Here is a 14,865-nt window from a genome sequence, read left to right as displayed (position 1 = left end):
GGACTTGACCCCTTTTCCGACGTGCGGTGTCAGCGGGGCCGCTGCACCGGCAGGCTCAGGCGGGTGGTCTCGCGCAGGCGCAGGTCGATCGTGACCTGCCCGTCGTCGACCACGCTCCACGGCAGGGGCAGGGTGTCGTTGCGCACGCTCACCGTGCGCGGGCCGGAGGCCACGAAGGGGAAGCTGAAGCGGCCCTGGGCGTCGGTGCGCACTGCATACCGGTTGTCCAGCGCGATCGTGACGCCGGGCACCCCGGTCTCGTTGGCGTCCTGCGTGCCGCTGGCGTTGTCGTCGAAATACACGATGCCTTCGATGCGGCCACCGCCCTCCTGGGGCCGGCCGCCCAGCGGAACATTGCGGCTGCCCGCTTCGTCCTCGTACCGCAGCAGCACCAGGAAGCTGCGGTCGCTGTTGCCGGTGGTGGTCGTGGGCAGCGGCGCCAGCGGGTCCAGCGGCCGGCGCTCCGGTGTCTGACCGATGGCGCGGGTGTACTGGCCGCTGATGCTCCAGTGGCGGTTCAGGCGCCACTGGGCGCCCAGGTTCAGGTTGTGGCGCTGCTGCCCGTTGTCGCGCCGCTCGGTGCCGAGCTGGCCGCGCAGGTCGGCACCGTTGCTCAGCGGAGCCTGCAGCGCGAGCGCACCGGACCAGAAGTTGTCGCTGTCCTGGTTGGCGGCGTAGCGGCCCATGCCCAGGGTGGACGACAGGGTCCAGCCCAGTGGCACGGCCCATTCCTGGTCGTAGCTCAGCACCCGCGCGGGGCCCTGGAGGTCGGCGCCGCCGGCCAGTTCGAGTCGCCATCCGCTCTGGCCCCAGTCGTTGGTGCGGCGCCAGTCGGCGAAGCTGTTCCAGGCCTGGCCGTCGAAACGGCGCAATGCGGCACCGGCGCTGAACTGGTTGTCCCGGTCGATGCGCCAGCGCGCGCTGGCCGAGGCGTAGCTGCCGTTGCCCACCCGCCCGCTGACCGAGCGCAGCCAGTCGTAGGAGGCTTCTGCCGACCACTGGCGGGTGCGCCACTGGCTGCGCAGGGTGGCGCCCTGCACGTCTGAGGGCATGGCCTGCGCGGCCCAGCTCAGACCGGGGTCGAGCCGGTACAGGCTCAGGCCGTGCTGGCGCGGGCCCTCGTCCCATTCGCTGTCCACCCAGACGCCCTGGGCGCTCACGCCGCCCGCGCCGGTGCGGCTGCTCACCAGCTGGGCCTGGCTGCGGTGGCTGGCGCTGTCCCGCCGCAGGGCGAGGTGGCTGGCGTCGGCGTCGGTGCGTCCCGAGGGGTTGTCCAGCGTGGCGCTGGTGAGCACATCGGTGGCGCGTTCGTGCTGCAGGGCGAGCGTCCAGCCGTCCGGCTCGGTGGCGCGCGCGCCGGGGCTGCGCCACTGCGCGCCAGCCAGGTGGCGCCGTCCGCCCAGGCCCTGGAATCCGGTCACCGGCTGGCTGGTGAGCTGGCCGGGCTCACCGCCCGCGGCCAGCAGCTGCAGCCCCTGTCCCGTGTGTTCCCACTGGCCGCTGAGCCCGCGCAGCTGGGTGCTCGGGAGCAGCACGCGCGAGGGCAGGCGCGACAGGTCGGTGCCGGGGGCGGTGATCACGCCCAGATCGTGGTCGCCGGTCCAGCCGCCGGGCAGCGGCAGTGCGCGCTGGCGCAGCGTCAGGGTGTATTCGCGCGGGCTGGGCGAGACGCTGCCGTCCATCGACAGCATGCCGTGGTTGGGGGTTTCGATCAGGCCTTCCAGGGCGTAGGCCAGGCGGGTGCGGCGCGAGGCGTCAAAGGACTGGTTGCCAAGCCGGGTCTCCAGGCGCAGGTAGCGCGGCCAGCCGCCGCGGTCGTAGTCGTTCTGGCCGTCGTTCTCGTCGGCCAGTGGCGCCAGGCCCTCAATGATCCGGTCCTCGTAGGGCGCGGGAGCGGGGGCGTTGGCCGCGTTCTGCGCCTGCGCCTGCGCCGCGCCCAGTGCCAGGGCGCCGGCCAGCAGCCAACCTCCCCGGATCATGGGGCGAAGCTCGCGTCCAGCGGCAGCTTGTTCTTGCCGGATTCCAGCTGGCCCCGGACCTTGATCGGAAAACGCAGCGTGGGTGCGTTCTTGCCGTCGACCGCCACCGGCGCGAGGGCGATGCGGCGGGTCTCGCCGGGCAGGATGGGCAGGTCGGCGGGCGACATCTCGGCGCTCTGGCCGGCAGCGTCGGTGGCGTCCAGGAAACCCTCGACCCGGCCGGTGGCGGTGCCGGTGTTGCGCACCCGGACGACCGCGGTCGGCTGGCCGTTGGCCTGGATGGTTTCTGTCCCGGTGATCGCCAGGGCCGGCGCCACATCACCGATGGCGGCGTAGACGATCACGCCGATGCGCCCGCCCACGGGGAAGCTCACCGCGCCCTCGACCTTGGCGGCCTCCAGGCCCTCGACCATGATGGCGAAGCGGCACTCGCGCGGCGGGGTGCCGGCCGGCGGGGCGATCTCGAATCGGTAGCGGTAGCGGGCCCCGGGCTGCAGGGTCAGCTCGCGCCGTTCGATCGCCACCCAGGGGCGGCAGCTGTCCGGGGCCAGCTCGTTCGTGAACGCGACCTGGTGGTCGGCATCGAGCGTCCAGTCGTTGGTGTAGATGCGGTAGTTGCCGGCGGCGCGGCCGACGTGCTGGATTTCGAGCACCTGGCGCAGCGGCTGGCCGGCCGCGGTCCGGACCTCGAAGCGCGGCGGCGAGATGAAGGCGGCAAAGCCCTGGGCCCAGGCCATCGCGGGCAACAGGACGAGCAGGCAGAGGGAAACGAGGCGGCGCATGTCGGCGGGTCAGTCGGTGTCGAACTCGAAGTGGAAGTTCAGCCGGCGGCTGGCGCTCTGCCAGTCGGGGCCGGAGCGCAGGCGCACGTGCATCTGGTCGCGCAGGCTGTCGGCGCCGATGGTGCCGGCCCAGACCAGCGCGCGCTCGCCCGAGACCAGGCGGCCCGAGCGCAGAGGGCCGTTGGTGGTCCAGACGGCTTCGATGGACGAGGCCTGGTCGAGCGGCAGCACCATGTAGATGCGCCCGCTGCGTCCCACCCAGTCGCGGGTGTCGATGTGCAGGTGCACGCGGACCCAGGTTTCCATGCCGCCGTCGCGGTCGCCCGGGGTCTGGGGCAGCCACTCCATCTGCGCGGTGGGCGGCGTGGTGTGGCTCAGCGAGTCGTCCAGGCGGTGGGTGCCCGCGCTGGCGGAAGCGCAGGCCAGGGCCAGCACCAGGCCGGTCAGGAGACTTGTGTTCACGGGCTGCTCAGGGTGTAGGTCACCCGGCCGTTGTAGGTGCCGGCGGCGCGGATGGCGCTGTTGGCGTAGCGGAACGTGTGACAGTTCTCTATATAGGTATTGGCCGGGATCGTGGTCAGGGTCTGGGTGCCACCGTTGAAGGTCCCGGCCGGGATCACGTTGGGCACGCCGCTGCCCGCCGCCGAGACGGTCCAGCTGATCTCGCTGAACGGGATGGTGTCGCCTGCAGTGGTGGTCAGGCTGGCGGGCGAGGTGACGCGCAGCGTGGCGCTGGCGGGCCCATTGTTGTTGTTGCTGCGCCGGTAGGAGGCGCCGATCATTACCTGCGCGGACGGTGTTGGGCAGGTGTTGTAGTTGTCACCGTAGAGGCTGGCGGACTGCGTGCTGTTGCTGGTCATGGCCTGCGGAGCGCCCGACAGCAGCTGGGCGGCGGTGAGGTTGGCCGAGACGAGATTGACCGTGCCATTGTTGCCGTCGGCGGTGCCGTTGCCGACGTGCAGGAAGACCCGGCGCGTGGCCGCGGCGATGGTCAGCGACCAGGCCTGCGCGGGCAGCGCCTGCAGCCCCGCGCTCACCACCAGGCCGGCGCCGATCAGGCGCAGCAGGGAGGGAGTCGGGGCGGTCTTCATGGCTTTGTCGTGTCCCGTCACCGGTGGTGCGGACACCAGGGCGCGGGCGACCGCCGGCGCAGGCCGGCCAGCGGTCGGGCGGCGCAAGGTCAGGGCATGGCCGCGGTGTAGGTCACGCGGCCGTTGGTGGTGCCGTAGGTGCCCGGAGCGACCACGGCCGAGTTGGCGTAGCTGAAGGTCCAGTTGGCCGAGCGGTCGGTGATCTTGGTGCCCGACGACAGGGTGACGTTGCTGGCCACGCCGGCGCCGGTCAGGGGGATGGCCGGGCTGGGCAGTGCCGCCAGGCTGGAGGTGGCCGTGATCTCGGACCAGGCAATGGTGTCGGCGGTGCCGTTGGTCAGGGCGCCCGTGGTGTTGGCGGTCAGGGTGATCTGGCCGTTGTTGCCCACCACGCGCACCGGCACCACGTTGCCGGTGATGGCGCCTGCCGCCGCACCCGTGCCGATGGCCGAGGGGTTGCTGCTGTAGTCGAAGGTCACCGTGTCGATGGTGGAGTTGGCGGCCAGGCCGGCGGCGCCGGTGCCCACACCGAGGAACAGCACGCGCGGGACCACGATGCGGAAATCCAGACGGGCGTTGGCATCGCCGGTGCCGATGGTCAACTGCGACTCGGCCGATGCGAGCAGGGGGGTGGCCAGGGCCAGGGCCAGGGCGGACTTGAGGATCAGGGAGGACTTGTTCACGACGTTTCCTTCTTCAGGGTTGCGCAGCGCCGATGAACACTTTCTGATGCCATCGTCCCGCTGCTGAGCAGGCCGCACTGTACGCAGCCAGTCCCCTGGGGCCAAGAGATAACGCGGAAAAAAGTCACACTTTTCAAAGACTTGGCCGCCATTTCCGACCCAGCGGTCGAACCAAGGGGATAAGCGGTAACAAAAAGTGCTCAAGTTTTGACGTGGTTCGCCGAGCCGACACTTTGGTTCACAAGATGTCCCAGCGGCAGCGCGCTGCTGGCCTTGACCTCCCCGAGCGAAAAGCTGGTGTGCAGGTCCTTGACGTTGGGCAGGTGGATCAGTACCTCGCGCGCAAAACGGCTGAACTCGGCCAGGTCGGGGCACACCACCTGCAGCTCGAAGGTGCCCGAGCCACTGATGTAGTGGCAGCTGACGATCTCCGGGATCTGCCGGATGGCCTTCTCCATCTGGCCCAGCGCGTCGCCGCTGTTGCGTTCGGCGTCCAGCCGCACGAAGGCCAGCACGCCCAGGCCGATCTTGTTGCGGTTGAGCTCGGCCCGGTAGCCGGTGATGAAGCCCGCCTCTTCCAGCGCCCGCACCCGGCGCCAGCAGGGCGCGGCCGACAGGCCCACGCGGTTGGCCAGTTCGGCGTTGGTCAGACGGCCATCGGCCTGCAGTTCGTTCAGGATGGCCAGGTCGAACTTGTCCAGTGTTTCCATGAATCCGTATTTTGAGAAAGACTCTTTCTTAAATATCGCAAAACTGGGCACGAAAAGCAAACACCTGTCGGCGACCGGGCCATACACTGAGCGGCACACTGGCACCAGCCTACCCGGCTGTCTGTTGGTCACCGATCCGCCCACAAGGCGGGCACTTCCACCCCCGCAGGAGACAACAAGATGAACGCCCCACTGCCCGAGCACATCCGTCGCGCGCTCGAAACCGTCACGCTGGACGACAAGTACGCCCTCGACCACGGGCCCGCTTTCATGAGCGGGGTCCAGGCCCTGGTGAAGCTGCCGATGCTGCAGCGCCAGCGCGACGCCATGGTCGGCAAGAACACCGCGGGCTTCGTCAGCGGCTACCGGGGCTCGCCGCTGGGCGGCTACGACCAGGCGCTGCAGAAGGCCGCGCCCTACCTGAAACAGCAAAACGTGGTGTTCCAGCCCGGGGTCAACGAAGAGCTGGCGGCCACGGCCGTGTGGGGCACGCAGCAGCTGGGCTTCGCGCCCAAGGGCAGCAACAAGTTCGACGGCGTGTTCGGCATCTGGTACGGCAAAGGCCCGGGCGTGGACCGCTGCTCCGACGTGTTCAAGCACGCCAACATGGCCGGCACCACGCCCTGGGGCGGCGTGATCGCGGTGGCCGGTGACGACCACGTGGCCAAGAGCTCCACCGCCGCGCACCAGAGCGACCACATCTTCAAGGCCTGCGGCCTGCCGGTGTTCTTCCCGTCCACGGTGCAGGAGATCCTGGACCTCGGCCTGCACGCGTTTGCCATGAGCCGCTTCAGCGGCGTGTGGACCGGCATGAAGACGATCCAGGAGATCGTCGAGTCCAGCGCCACCGCCATGATCGATCCCGAGCGGGTGCAGATCGTGATTCCCGAGTTCGACATGCCGCCGGGCGGCCTGCACATCCGCTGGCCCGACGCGGCGCTGGACCAGGAGGCCCGGCTGTTCGACTACAAGTGGTACGCGGCGCTGGCCTACGTGCGCGCCAACAAGCTCAACCACAACGTGATCGACGGCCCGCACGACCGCTTCGGCATCATCGCCAGCGGCAAGGCCTTCAACGACACGCGCCAGGCCCTGCTCGACCTGGGCCTGGACGACGCCACCTGCCGCCAGCTGGGCATCCGCCTGCACAAGGTGGCCGTGGTGTGGCCGCTGGAGGCGGGCATCACGCGCGAGTTCGCCACCGGGCTGCGCGAGATCCTGGTGGTGGAAGAGAAGCGCCAGGTCATCGAATACCAGCTCAAGGAAGAGCTCTACAACTGGCGCCCGGACGTGCGCCCCAACGTGCTGGGCAAGTTCGACGAGGTCGAGGGCGACTACTCGGGCGGCGAGTGGAGCCGGCCCAACCCCAGCGGCAACCAGCTGCTGCGCGCCAACGCCGACCTGAACCCGGCCCTGATCGCGCGCGCCATTGCGCGGCGCCTGAAGAAGCTGGGCATTCCCTCGGACATCGAGGCCCGCATCGATGCGCAACTGGCCATCCTGGACGCACAGGAGCGCTCGACCCAGACCCTGCTGGCCGGGGCCTCGGCCGACGCCAACCGCCAGCCCTGGTTCTGCTCGGGCTGCCCGCACAACACCTCGACCCGCGTGCCCGAAGGCTCGCGCGCCATGGCCGGCATCGGCTGCCACTTCATGACCATCTGGATGGACCGCGCCACCGTGGGCTTCACCCAGATGGGCGGCGAGGGCGTGCCCTGGGTCGGTCAGCAGCCCTTCAGCAACGACCAGCACATGTTCGCCAATCTGGGCGACGGCACCTACTTCCACAGCGGCCTGCTGGCGGTGCGCCAGAGCATCGCCGCGGGCGTGAATATCACCTACAAGATCCTCTACAACGACGCGGTCGCGATGACCGGCGGCCAGCAGGTCGGCGAGCGGCCCGAGGGCCACAGCGTGGTGCAGATCGCGCAGAGCATGCGCGCCGAGGGCGCAGTGAAGATCACCATCGTCACCGACGAGCCGGAGAAGTACGCGTCCGTGCAGGGCCTGCCCAGCGGCATCGCGATCCAGCACCGCGACACGCTGGACGCGGTGCAGCGCGAGTTCCGCGAGATCAAGGGCACCACGGTCATCATCTACGACCAGACCTGCGCGACCGAAAAGCGCCGCCGCCGCAAGCGCGGCACCATGGCCGAGCCGGATCAGCGCGTGGTCATCAACGAGCTGGTCTGCGAGGGCTGCGGCGACTGCGGCGAGCAGAGCAACTGCCTCTCGGTGGAGCCGCTGGAGACCGAATTCGGCCGCAAGCGCCGCATCAACCAGAGCAGCTGCAACAAGGACTTCTCCTGCGTCAAGGGCTTCTGCCCCAGCTTCGTCACCGTGAAGGGCGGCCAGCTGCGCAAGAAGGACAAGAAGGGTGCGGCCCTGGCCTGGTCCGGCGCCGAGCCGCCGCTGCCGCGCCTGCCCCAGCTGACCGACGAGGCCTGGGGCATCGTGGTGGCCGGCGTGGGCGGCACGGGCGTCATCACCATCGGCCAGCTGCTGGGCATGGCCGCCCACATCGAGGGCCGGGGCATCGTCACGCAGGACGCGGCGGGCCTGGCGCAGAAGGGCGGCGCGACCTGGAGCCATGTGCTCATCGGTGCCAGCCAGGACCACATCCGGACCACGCGCGTGGGCACGGCCTCGGCCGACCTGGTGATCGGCTGCGACCCCCTCGTGGCCGCCGGCAAGGAGACGCTGCAGCGCCTGCGCGCGGGCCGCAGCCATGTGGCCCTGAACACCAGCGCCACCCCCACGGCTGCGTTTGTGAAGAACCCGCAGTGGCAGAACCCGGCGCAGGCCTGCGTGGACTCGCTGGTCGCTGCCTTGGGCGAGGCCGCGGTCGGCCGCTTCGACGCCGAAGCCGCTGCCACACGCCTGATGGGCGACTCGATCTACACCAACCCCATGATGCTGGGCTACGCGTGGCAGAAGGGCTGGGTGCCGCTGGGGCTGGAGTCGCTGATGCGCGCCATCGAGCTCAACGCGGTGCAGGTGGAGAAGAACAAGCAGGCCTTCGACTGGGGCCGCCGCGCGGCCCACGACCCGCAGGCCATGGCCGCGCTGCTGGCGCCGGCCACCCCGGCGCAGGTGATCCAGTTCAAAAAGCGCGACACCGTCGAGGAGCTGGTGGCCCGCCGCGTGGACTTCCTGACCGCGTACCAGAACGCCGCCTACGCCCAGACCTACCAGGACTTCGTGGAGAAGGTGCGTCAGGCCGAGAGCCGCCTGGGCAAGACCTCGCTGACCGAGGCGGTGGCGCGCTACCTGTTCAAGCTGATGGCCTACAAGGACGAGTACGAGGTGGCGCGCCTGCACACCGACCCGGCCTTCCGGGCGCAGATCGCCGAGCAGTTCGAGGGCGACTATCGCTTGCAGCTGCACCTGGCGCCGCCGCTGTTCGCGAAGACGAACGACAAGGGCGAGCTGATCAAGCAGACCTATGGACCCTGGATGCTCAAGGCCATGTCGGTGCTGGCCCGCTTCAAGGGCCTGCGTGGCACCGCGCTGGATGTGTTCGGCCGCACCGAGGAGCGCCGCACCGAGCGCGAGCTGATCGTGCAGTACCGCGCCGACATCGAGGGCCTGCTGGCCGGTCTCAACGCCGACTCGCATGCCCTGGTGCTGGAGGTCGCGCGCCTGCCCGAGCAGATCCGCGGCTTCGGCCACGTCAAGGCCCGGCACCTGGCGGCCGTGCAGACCCGGCGCGAGCAGCTGCTGGCCCAGTGGCGCGACAGTGCCGCTGGTGCGCTGCGCAGCCAAGCCGCCTGAGGCGGCCCTTTCCGGCCAATCCCCCGGTCGCCGGCCGGGGGAGACCGCGACTTACAATGACCGGTTCCGCCGCAAGGCCCGGCTGGGTGCGCCCGCCGGGCCTTCGGTTTGTCCCCTGACCTTTTCGTTGGAGACCGTCCCGTGTTCATTTCTTCTGCTTATGCCCAGGCCGCCGCTGGCGCCGGTGACACCCAGAGCACCCTGATCAGCATGCTGCCCCTGGTGCTGATGTTCGTGGTGCTGTATTTCGTGATGATCCGGCCCCAGATGAAGCGCCAGAAAGAGCACAAGGCCATGATCGAAGCGCTGGCCAAGGGCGACGAGATCGTGACCGCCGGTGGCTTCCTGGGCAAGGTGTCCAAGATCGGTGAAACCTACATCGGCGTGGAACTCGCCGACGGCATGGAAGTCCAGATGCAGCGCACGGCGGTTGTCCAGGTGCTGCCCAAGGGAACCATCAAGTAACCAGCCGGCGCCGAAGGCCCTGACATGAACCGTTATCCGCTCTGGAAGTACCTGATCATCGCGGTCACGCTGGTGGTCGGGGTGCTGTATTCGCTGCCCAACCTGTTCGGCGAATCGCCGGCGGTGCAGGTCTCGGCCGCCCGCTCCTCCGTCAAGGTCGACGAGACCACGCTGACGCGTGTGGAGCAGGCCCTCGGGCGCGAGAGCCTGGCGCCCACGCTGATCCAGCTGGAGGGCGGCTCGGTCAGGGCCCGTTTCGATTCCACCGACAACCAGCTCAAGGCCCGCGACGCCATCGAGCGCACGCTCAACCCCGATCCGGCCAACCCGGGTTTCGTGGTGGCACTGAACTTGGTGCCGCGCACACCGGCCTGGCTGGCGAGCATCGGCGCGTCGCCGATGTACTTGGGCCTGGACCTGCGCGGTGGGGTGCACTTCATGCTGCAGGTCGACATGCCGGCGGCGCTGCAGCGCAAGGCCGATGTGCTGGCCACCGACCTGCGCACCGCGCTGCGCGAGAAGAACGTGCGCCACGGTGGCATTCAGCGCAACGCGACGACCATCGAGTTGCGCGCCCGCGACGAGGCGACCGCCACGGCCATCGAAAACCTGATCGCCGACCAGTTCGCCGATCTGCAGGTGGTGCGCACACCCGACGGCGCCGAATTCCGCCTCACCGCCACGCTCAAGCCGCAGGCCGCGCTGGCGGTGCAGTCCCAGGCGGTCAAGCAGAACATCACCACACTGCACAACCGGATCAACGAACTTGGCGTGGCCGAGCCGGTGATCCAGCAGCAGGGCGCCGACCGCATCGTGGTGCAGCTGCCCGGCGTGCAGGACACGGCCAAGGCCAAGGACATCCTGGGCCGCACGGCCACCCTGGAGCTGCGCCTGGTGGACGAAAGCACGGAAGGTCTGGCGGCCGAGAGCGGTTCCGGCATGGTGCCCTTCGGTTCCGAGAAGTACCTGGAGCGCAATGGCCGCCCGGTGATCGTCAAGCGCGAGGTGCTGCTCACGGGCGAGAACCTCACCGACGCGCAGGCCGGCTTCGACGACCAGCAGCAGCCGGCGGTTCACCTGACGCTCGACGGCAAGGGCGCGCGCATCTTCCGCGACGTGACGCGCGAGAACATCAACAAGCGCATGGCCATCATCCTGTTCGAGAAGGGCAAGGGCGAGGTCGTGACGGCCCCGGTGATCCGCTCCGAGATCGGCGGCGGGCGCGTGCAGATTTCCGGCAGCATGACGACGGTCGAAGCCAACGACACCGCGCTGCTGCTGCGCGCCGGTTCGCTGGCCGCGCCGATGGAAATCATCGAGGAGCGCACCATCGGCCCGAGCCTGGGCAAAGAGAACATCGAGCGAGGCTTCAACAGCGTGATCTGGGGCTTCGTCGTGATCGTCGTCTTCATGTGCATCTATTACATGCTGTTCGGCGTGTTCTCCAGCCTGGCACTGGGCTTCAACCTCGTGCTGCTGGTGGCGGTGCTGTCGATGCTGCAGGCCACGCTGACGCTGCCGGGCATTGCGGCCATGGCGCTGGCGCTGGGCATGGCCATCGACGCCAACGTGCTGATCAACGAGCGGGTGCGCGAGGAGCTGCGCAACGGATCTTCGCCCCAGACAGCGATCAACATCGGCTACGACCACGCCTGGGGCACCATCCTGGACTCCAACGTCACTTCGCTGATCGCCGGCATCGCACTGCTGATCTTCGGTTCCGGCCCGGTGCGCGGCTTCGCCGTGGTGCACTGCATCGGCATCCTGACCAGCATGTTCTCGGCCGTGGTGTTCTCGCGCGGCCTGGTCAACCTCTGGTACGGCCGGCAGAAGAAACTCAAGAGCGTGTCCATCGGCACGGTGTGGCGCCCCGAGGGCGGTAGTGCGGTGGCCAAGGCCGACTGACCGGGAATACGAAGATGGAACTGTTCCGTATCCGCAAGGACATCCCGTTCATGCGCCACGCGCTGGTGCTCAACGCGATCTCGGCCATCACCTTCGTGCTGGCAGTGTTCTTCCTCGTCTCGCGCGGCCTGAACCTGTCGGTGGAGTTCACCGGTGGCACCGTGATGGAGGTCGCCTATCAGCAACCTGCCGATCTGGAGTCCGTGCGTTCGGTGATCGAGGGGCTGGGCTACGCCGATGTGCCGGTGCAGAACTTCGGCACCTCGCAGGACGTGCTGCTGCGCCTGCCTGCCCGGGAGGGGCTGAGCTCCGGCCAGCAGAGCGAGGCGGTCATGGCCGCGCTGAAGGCGCAGGACCCTGCCGTCCAGCTGCGCCGCACCGAGTTTGTCGGCCCGCAGGTCGGGCAGGAACTGGTGCAGCACGGCCTCATGGCGCTGGGTCTGGTGATCGTGGGCATCATGATCTATCTGGCGGTGCGCTTCGAGTGGAAGTACGCGGTGTCGGCCATCATCGCCAACCTGCACGACGTGATCATCATCCTGGGCTTCTTCGCCTTCTTCCAGTGGGAGTTCTCGCTGGCGGTGCTGGCGGCCGTGCTGGCCGTGCTGGGCTATTCGGTCAACGAATCTGTGGTGATCTTTGACCGCATCCGTGAAACATTCCGCCGCCAGCGAAAGATGTCCACGGTCCAGATCATCGACCGCGCCATCACCTCGACCATCAGCCGGACCATCATCACTCACGGTTCGACCCAGATCATGGTGATGTCCATGCTGCTGTTCGGTGGCCCGACGCTGCACTACTTCGCCATGGCGCTGACCATCGGCATCCTGTTCGGCATCTATTCCTCCGTATTCGTGGCGGCGGCCATCGCGATGTGGCTGGGCATCAAGCGCGAAGACCTGATCAAGACGTCCGCCAAGTCTGCATCGGGCGATCCGGACGATCCGAACAGCGGGGCGGTGGTCTGAGCTTCCGGGGTTTGTCTGCGCTCTTGAGCCGAGGGAAAAGCCCGGGTTGAAGAGGAATGTGAGCGTTGTCTTTCGTGTCATACTGACTTCCTGTGGCAACCCCCGATCAGCATGTTTCGTCTCTGGCCAAGCAGGCGCGTGAACTCTTCGTGGTTCATGTGGGACGGGTCTTGCCCGAACTGGTCAAGGCGGCTGAAAACCGGTTGACAGCCATCCTGGACCAGGCTGGCCCGGCGCGTGAAATGCAGGAGCGCCGCGACGCGTGGACCGCGTTCCAGAAGTCCCAGGGCATGTGGCTGAACCAGAGTCGCAAGGCCCTGCAGCGCACCCTGTTGCCCCGCACCACTTCGCAACACTCCGGGCAGTTGCCTCTGACGGGCCGTCTGGAGCTGCTGGCCGAAGGCGCGATCGACGATCAGATTCTGGCCTCCCGCTTGGCCATGCGTGTGCTGGAGCAGGTGGCCAGCGAACTCAACGAGTTGCGGCTGCGCATTCAACACCTGGAGAAGCGGCAGGAGCTGCCGCGAGGCGACGTGCTGCTGCCGGATGTGGTGTGCCGCATTCTGGTGGACCAGTGGCTGGATGTGCAGATGACCCGTGAGGCCTGGTCACTGGTGCAGGACGCCATTTCACCGGTGTTGGCGAAGTCGATGCTGGAAGCCTACAAGGCTGCCAACGAGTTTCTTGTGTCCAGCGGTGTGATGAAGGAGATTGATCTGCAGGCGCTGGTCAGGCGCGCGCCCGGCAGCCGGTCACCAGCGCCCTCCTCTGCCCGGGACGCCACACCGGAAGCGCCGGCTGCAGGATCGGGCTGGGGGCGGGCGTCGGGTCATACCCCAGCGGGCGCTGCAGCGTTTTCCCATGGCGAGTCCGGCGGCGGGCTTGGCACCGGAGGTTCCGGGGGCAGCGCCTTTGCAGGCGCCCCTCCAACGGGGCGTGCGCCCTCGGGCATGGGGGTTCATGACGAAACCCGCATGATGACCCATTCGTCGCCGCTGGCGAGAGCCCGGATGAGGGCGCAAGGTGTTGTGGGGCGCCTGCGGCGTCTGCTGGCTGACAAGATCGGCGGCGACTTCGAAGCCACACAGCTGCTGCCCTCGTCCCCGCGGCTGCAGCAGGCCATGATGGACGTGGCCCCGATTCCGATGCCGGATGTGGTCACCACCGGCTCAGGTGGCGTTCGGTCGGTCGCTCCTCCCATGGACCACTCGCATGTGGCCCAAGCGGCAACCGCCCTGCGCCAGCGCACGGTCGAGCTCAAGCAGGCGGCTTCGACGCCCTCCGAAAAGGCCACTATCGAGGTGGTGGCCCTGATGTTCCAGAGCATCCTGGCAGAGGAGCGGATTCCGCCCAGTGTGCGGGTCTGGTTCGCGCGTTTGCAGATACCCGTGTTGCGCGTGGCCCTGGCCGAACCCGAGTTCTTCAGTGCACTCCAGCATCCGGCGCGCCAGCTCATCGATCGGATGGGATCCTGTGTGCTGGGCTTTGAATCCAATGTCAGCTCTGTGGCGCTGGAGGCGGAGATCAAGCGGGTGGTGCAGGTCATCGAGCAGTACCCCGAAACCGGCCGCCGAGTGTTCCAGCTTGTGCTGGACGAGTTCCAGAAGTTCTTGTCCACGTACCTCACCGAGCAGGGCGGCGCCAGCCGCTTTGTCAGCGTCGCACAGCAGGTGGAGCAGAAGGAAACACTGTCGGTGCAGTACACCATCGAGTTGCGCAAGCTGCTGGACGACATCACCGTGCGCGAAGAGGTGCGCGAGTTTCTGTTCAAGGTCTGGGTCGAGGTTCTGGCAGTCGCCAGCGTCAAGTACGGCGTCAAGCACGAAGAAACCGCCTCGCTCAAGCGGGTGGCATCCGACCTGCTCTGGGCGGCCAGTGCCAAACCCAATCGCAACGATCGGGCGCGCGTGATCCAGCAGTTGCCGGGTTTGCTGCAGCGGCTGCGACAGGGCATGAGCCTGCTGGGGTACTCGCCCAGCATGCAGGATGGACACATCAAGTCCGTGAGCGACACGCTGGCCGATGCCTTCATGTCGCGCACCGAGGCGATCTCGCAGGAAAGCCTGGACAAGTTGTCCGATCGTCTGACGAATCTGGAGGACTACCTTCCCGACAGCGGCGTCGGCGACCTCGACCTGGACAACGAAAGCATCGAGATGATCACTGGGGTGGACGCCACCAACATCGAGGTGATTCGCCAGGGCGGCAGTCAGCCCACCGAAGCCATGAGGGCCTGGGCCCAGGAGTTGCAGATCGGGTCCTGGTTTGGCCTTGATCACAACGGCAAGCTCAACAGCGTGCAGTTTGCCTGGCGCAGCGAGCGGGGACAGCTGTACCTGTTCGTGACGAGCGTTGGTCGCTGCTTCCTGATCCAGGCCACGCGCGTGGCCGCCTACCTCCAGGCAGGTCTGCTGGTGCCCAGCGAGGACGAGGCGCTGACCGTGCGCGCAACCCGCGACGCGCTGGCCAAACTCGACGCCAACCCCGAGCGACTGCTCGGCTGAG

General features: G+C 68.1%; 11 protein-coding genes. 5 read left to right on the top strand and 6 right to left on the bottom strand.

Annotated elements, in window-relative coordinates; all coding sequences use genetic code 11:
• Window positions 1-29 precede the first annotated feature (29 nt).
• The 6 genes from HPS01S_RS18140 to HPS01S_RS18115 all read right to left on the bottom strand — a co-directional run bounded on the left by HPS01S_RS18140 (window position 30) and on the right by HPS01S_RS18115 (window position 5,245).
• Complete coding sequence (locus HPS01S_RS18140; RefSeq protein WP_066159302.1) at window positions 30-1,979, bottom strand: SdrD B-like domain-containing protein; 1,950 nt, start codon at window positions 1,977-1,979, stop codon at window positions 30-32.
• Window positions 1,976-2,761 (bottom strand): COG1470 family protein, encoded by a 786-nt coding sequence (locus tag HPS01S_RS18135; protein ID WP_066159299.1) that lies wholly within the window; start codon window positions 2,759-2,761, stop codon window positions 1,976-1,978. The genes HPS01S_RS18140 and HPS01S_RS18135 overlap by 4 nt, the downstream gene beginning before the upstream one ends.
• 9 nt (window positions 2,762-2,770) lie before the next feature.
• The gene (locus HPS01S_RS18130) at window positions 2,771-3,223 is read right to left on the bottom strand and encodes a hypothetical protein (RefSeq protein ID WP_066159297.1); all 453 of its coding nucleotides are present in this window, start codon (window positions 3,221-3,223) and stop codon (window positions 2,771-2,773) included.
• Window positions 3,220-3,852 carry a hypothetical protein gene (locus HPS01S_RS18125; protein WP_066159295.1) on the bottom strand — a complete coding sequence of 211 codons (633 nt, stop codon included), beginning with the start codon at window positions 3,850-3,852 and terminating at the stop codon, window positions 3,220-3,222. The genes HPS01S_RS18130 and HPS01S_RS18125 overlap by 4 nt, the downstream gene beginning before the upstream one ends.
• An 89-nt stretch (window positions 3,853-3,941) precedes the next feature.
• Window positions 3,942-4,535, bottom strand: coding sequence for a hypothetical protein (locus tag HPS01S_RS18120; protein WP_066159291.1), 594 nt, complete (start codon window positions 4,533-4,535; stop codon window positions 3,942-3,944).
• 200 nt (window positions 4,536-4,735) lie between these two features.
• Window positions 4,736-5,245: an Lrp/AsnC family transcriptional regulator gene (locus HPS01S_RS18115; protein ID WP_066159288.1), complete on the bottom strand. Its 510-nt coding sequence runs from the start codon at window positions 5,243-5,245 to the stop codon at window positions 4,736-4,738.
• Between the two features lie 180 nt (window positions 5,246-5,425).
• Between HPS01S_RS18115 and HPS01S_RS18110 the strand changes: the two genes are divergently transcribed.
• The 5 genes from HPS01S_RS18110 (at window position 5,426) to HPS01S_RS18090 (ending at window position 14,864) form a co-directional block, all read left to right on the top strand.
• Window positions 5,426-9,019, top strand: coding sequence for an indolepyruvate ferredoxin oxidoreductase family protein (locus tag HPS01S_RS18110; RefSeq protein ID WP_066159285.1), 3,594 nt, complete (start codon window positions 5,426-5,428; stop codon window positions 9,017-9,019).
• A 141-nt stretch (window positions 9,020-9,160) separates the two neighbouring features.
• A complete protein-coding gene (gene yajC, locus HPS01S_RS18105; protein ID WP_066159282.1) occupies window positions 9,161-9,484 on the top strand; it encodes a preprotein translocase subunit YajC in 324 nt (107 codons plus the stop codon).
• 24 nt (window positions 9,485-9,508) lie between these two features.
• Complete coding sequence (gene secD, locus HPS01S_RS18100) at window positions 9,509-11,389, top strand: protein translocase subunit SecD (protein WP_066159280.1); 1,881 nt, start codon at window positions 9,509-9,511, stop codon at window positions 11,387-11,389.
• A gap of 14 nt (window positions 11,390-11,403) precedes the next feature.
• Window positions 11,404-12,360, top strand: coding sequence for a protein translocase subunit SecF (gene secF, locus HPS01S_RS18095; protein WP_066159277.1), 957 nt, complete (start codon window positions 11,404-11,406; stop codon window positions 12,358-12,360).
• A 92-nt stretch (window positions 12,361-12,452) separates the two neighbouring features.
• The gene (locus tag HPS01S_RS18090) at window positions 12,453-14,864 is read left to right on the top strand and encodes a DUF1631 family protein (protein ID WP_066159275.1); all 2,412 of its coding nucleotides are present in this window, start codon (window positions 12,453-12,455) and stop codon (window positions 14,862-14,864) included.
• Window position 14,865 lies beyond the last annotated feature (1 nt).

The sequence above is a fragment of the Hydrogenophaga pseudoflava NBRC 102511 genome (assembly GCF_001592285.1).
In the GTDB taxonomy this organism is placed as follows: Bacteria; Pseudomonadota; Gammaproteobacteria; order Burkholderiales; family Burkholderiaceae_C; genus Hydrogenophaga; species Hydrogenophaga pseudoflava.
This window is presented reverse-complemented; position numbering and strand designations above follow the sequence as displayed.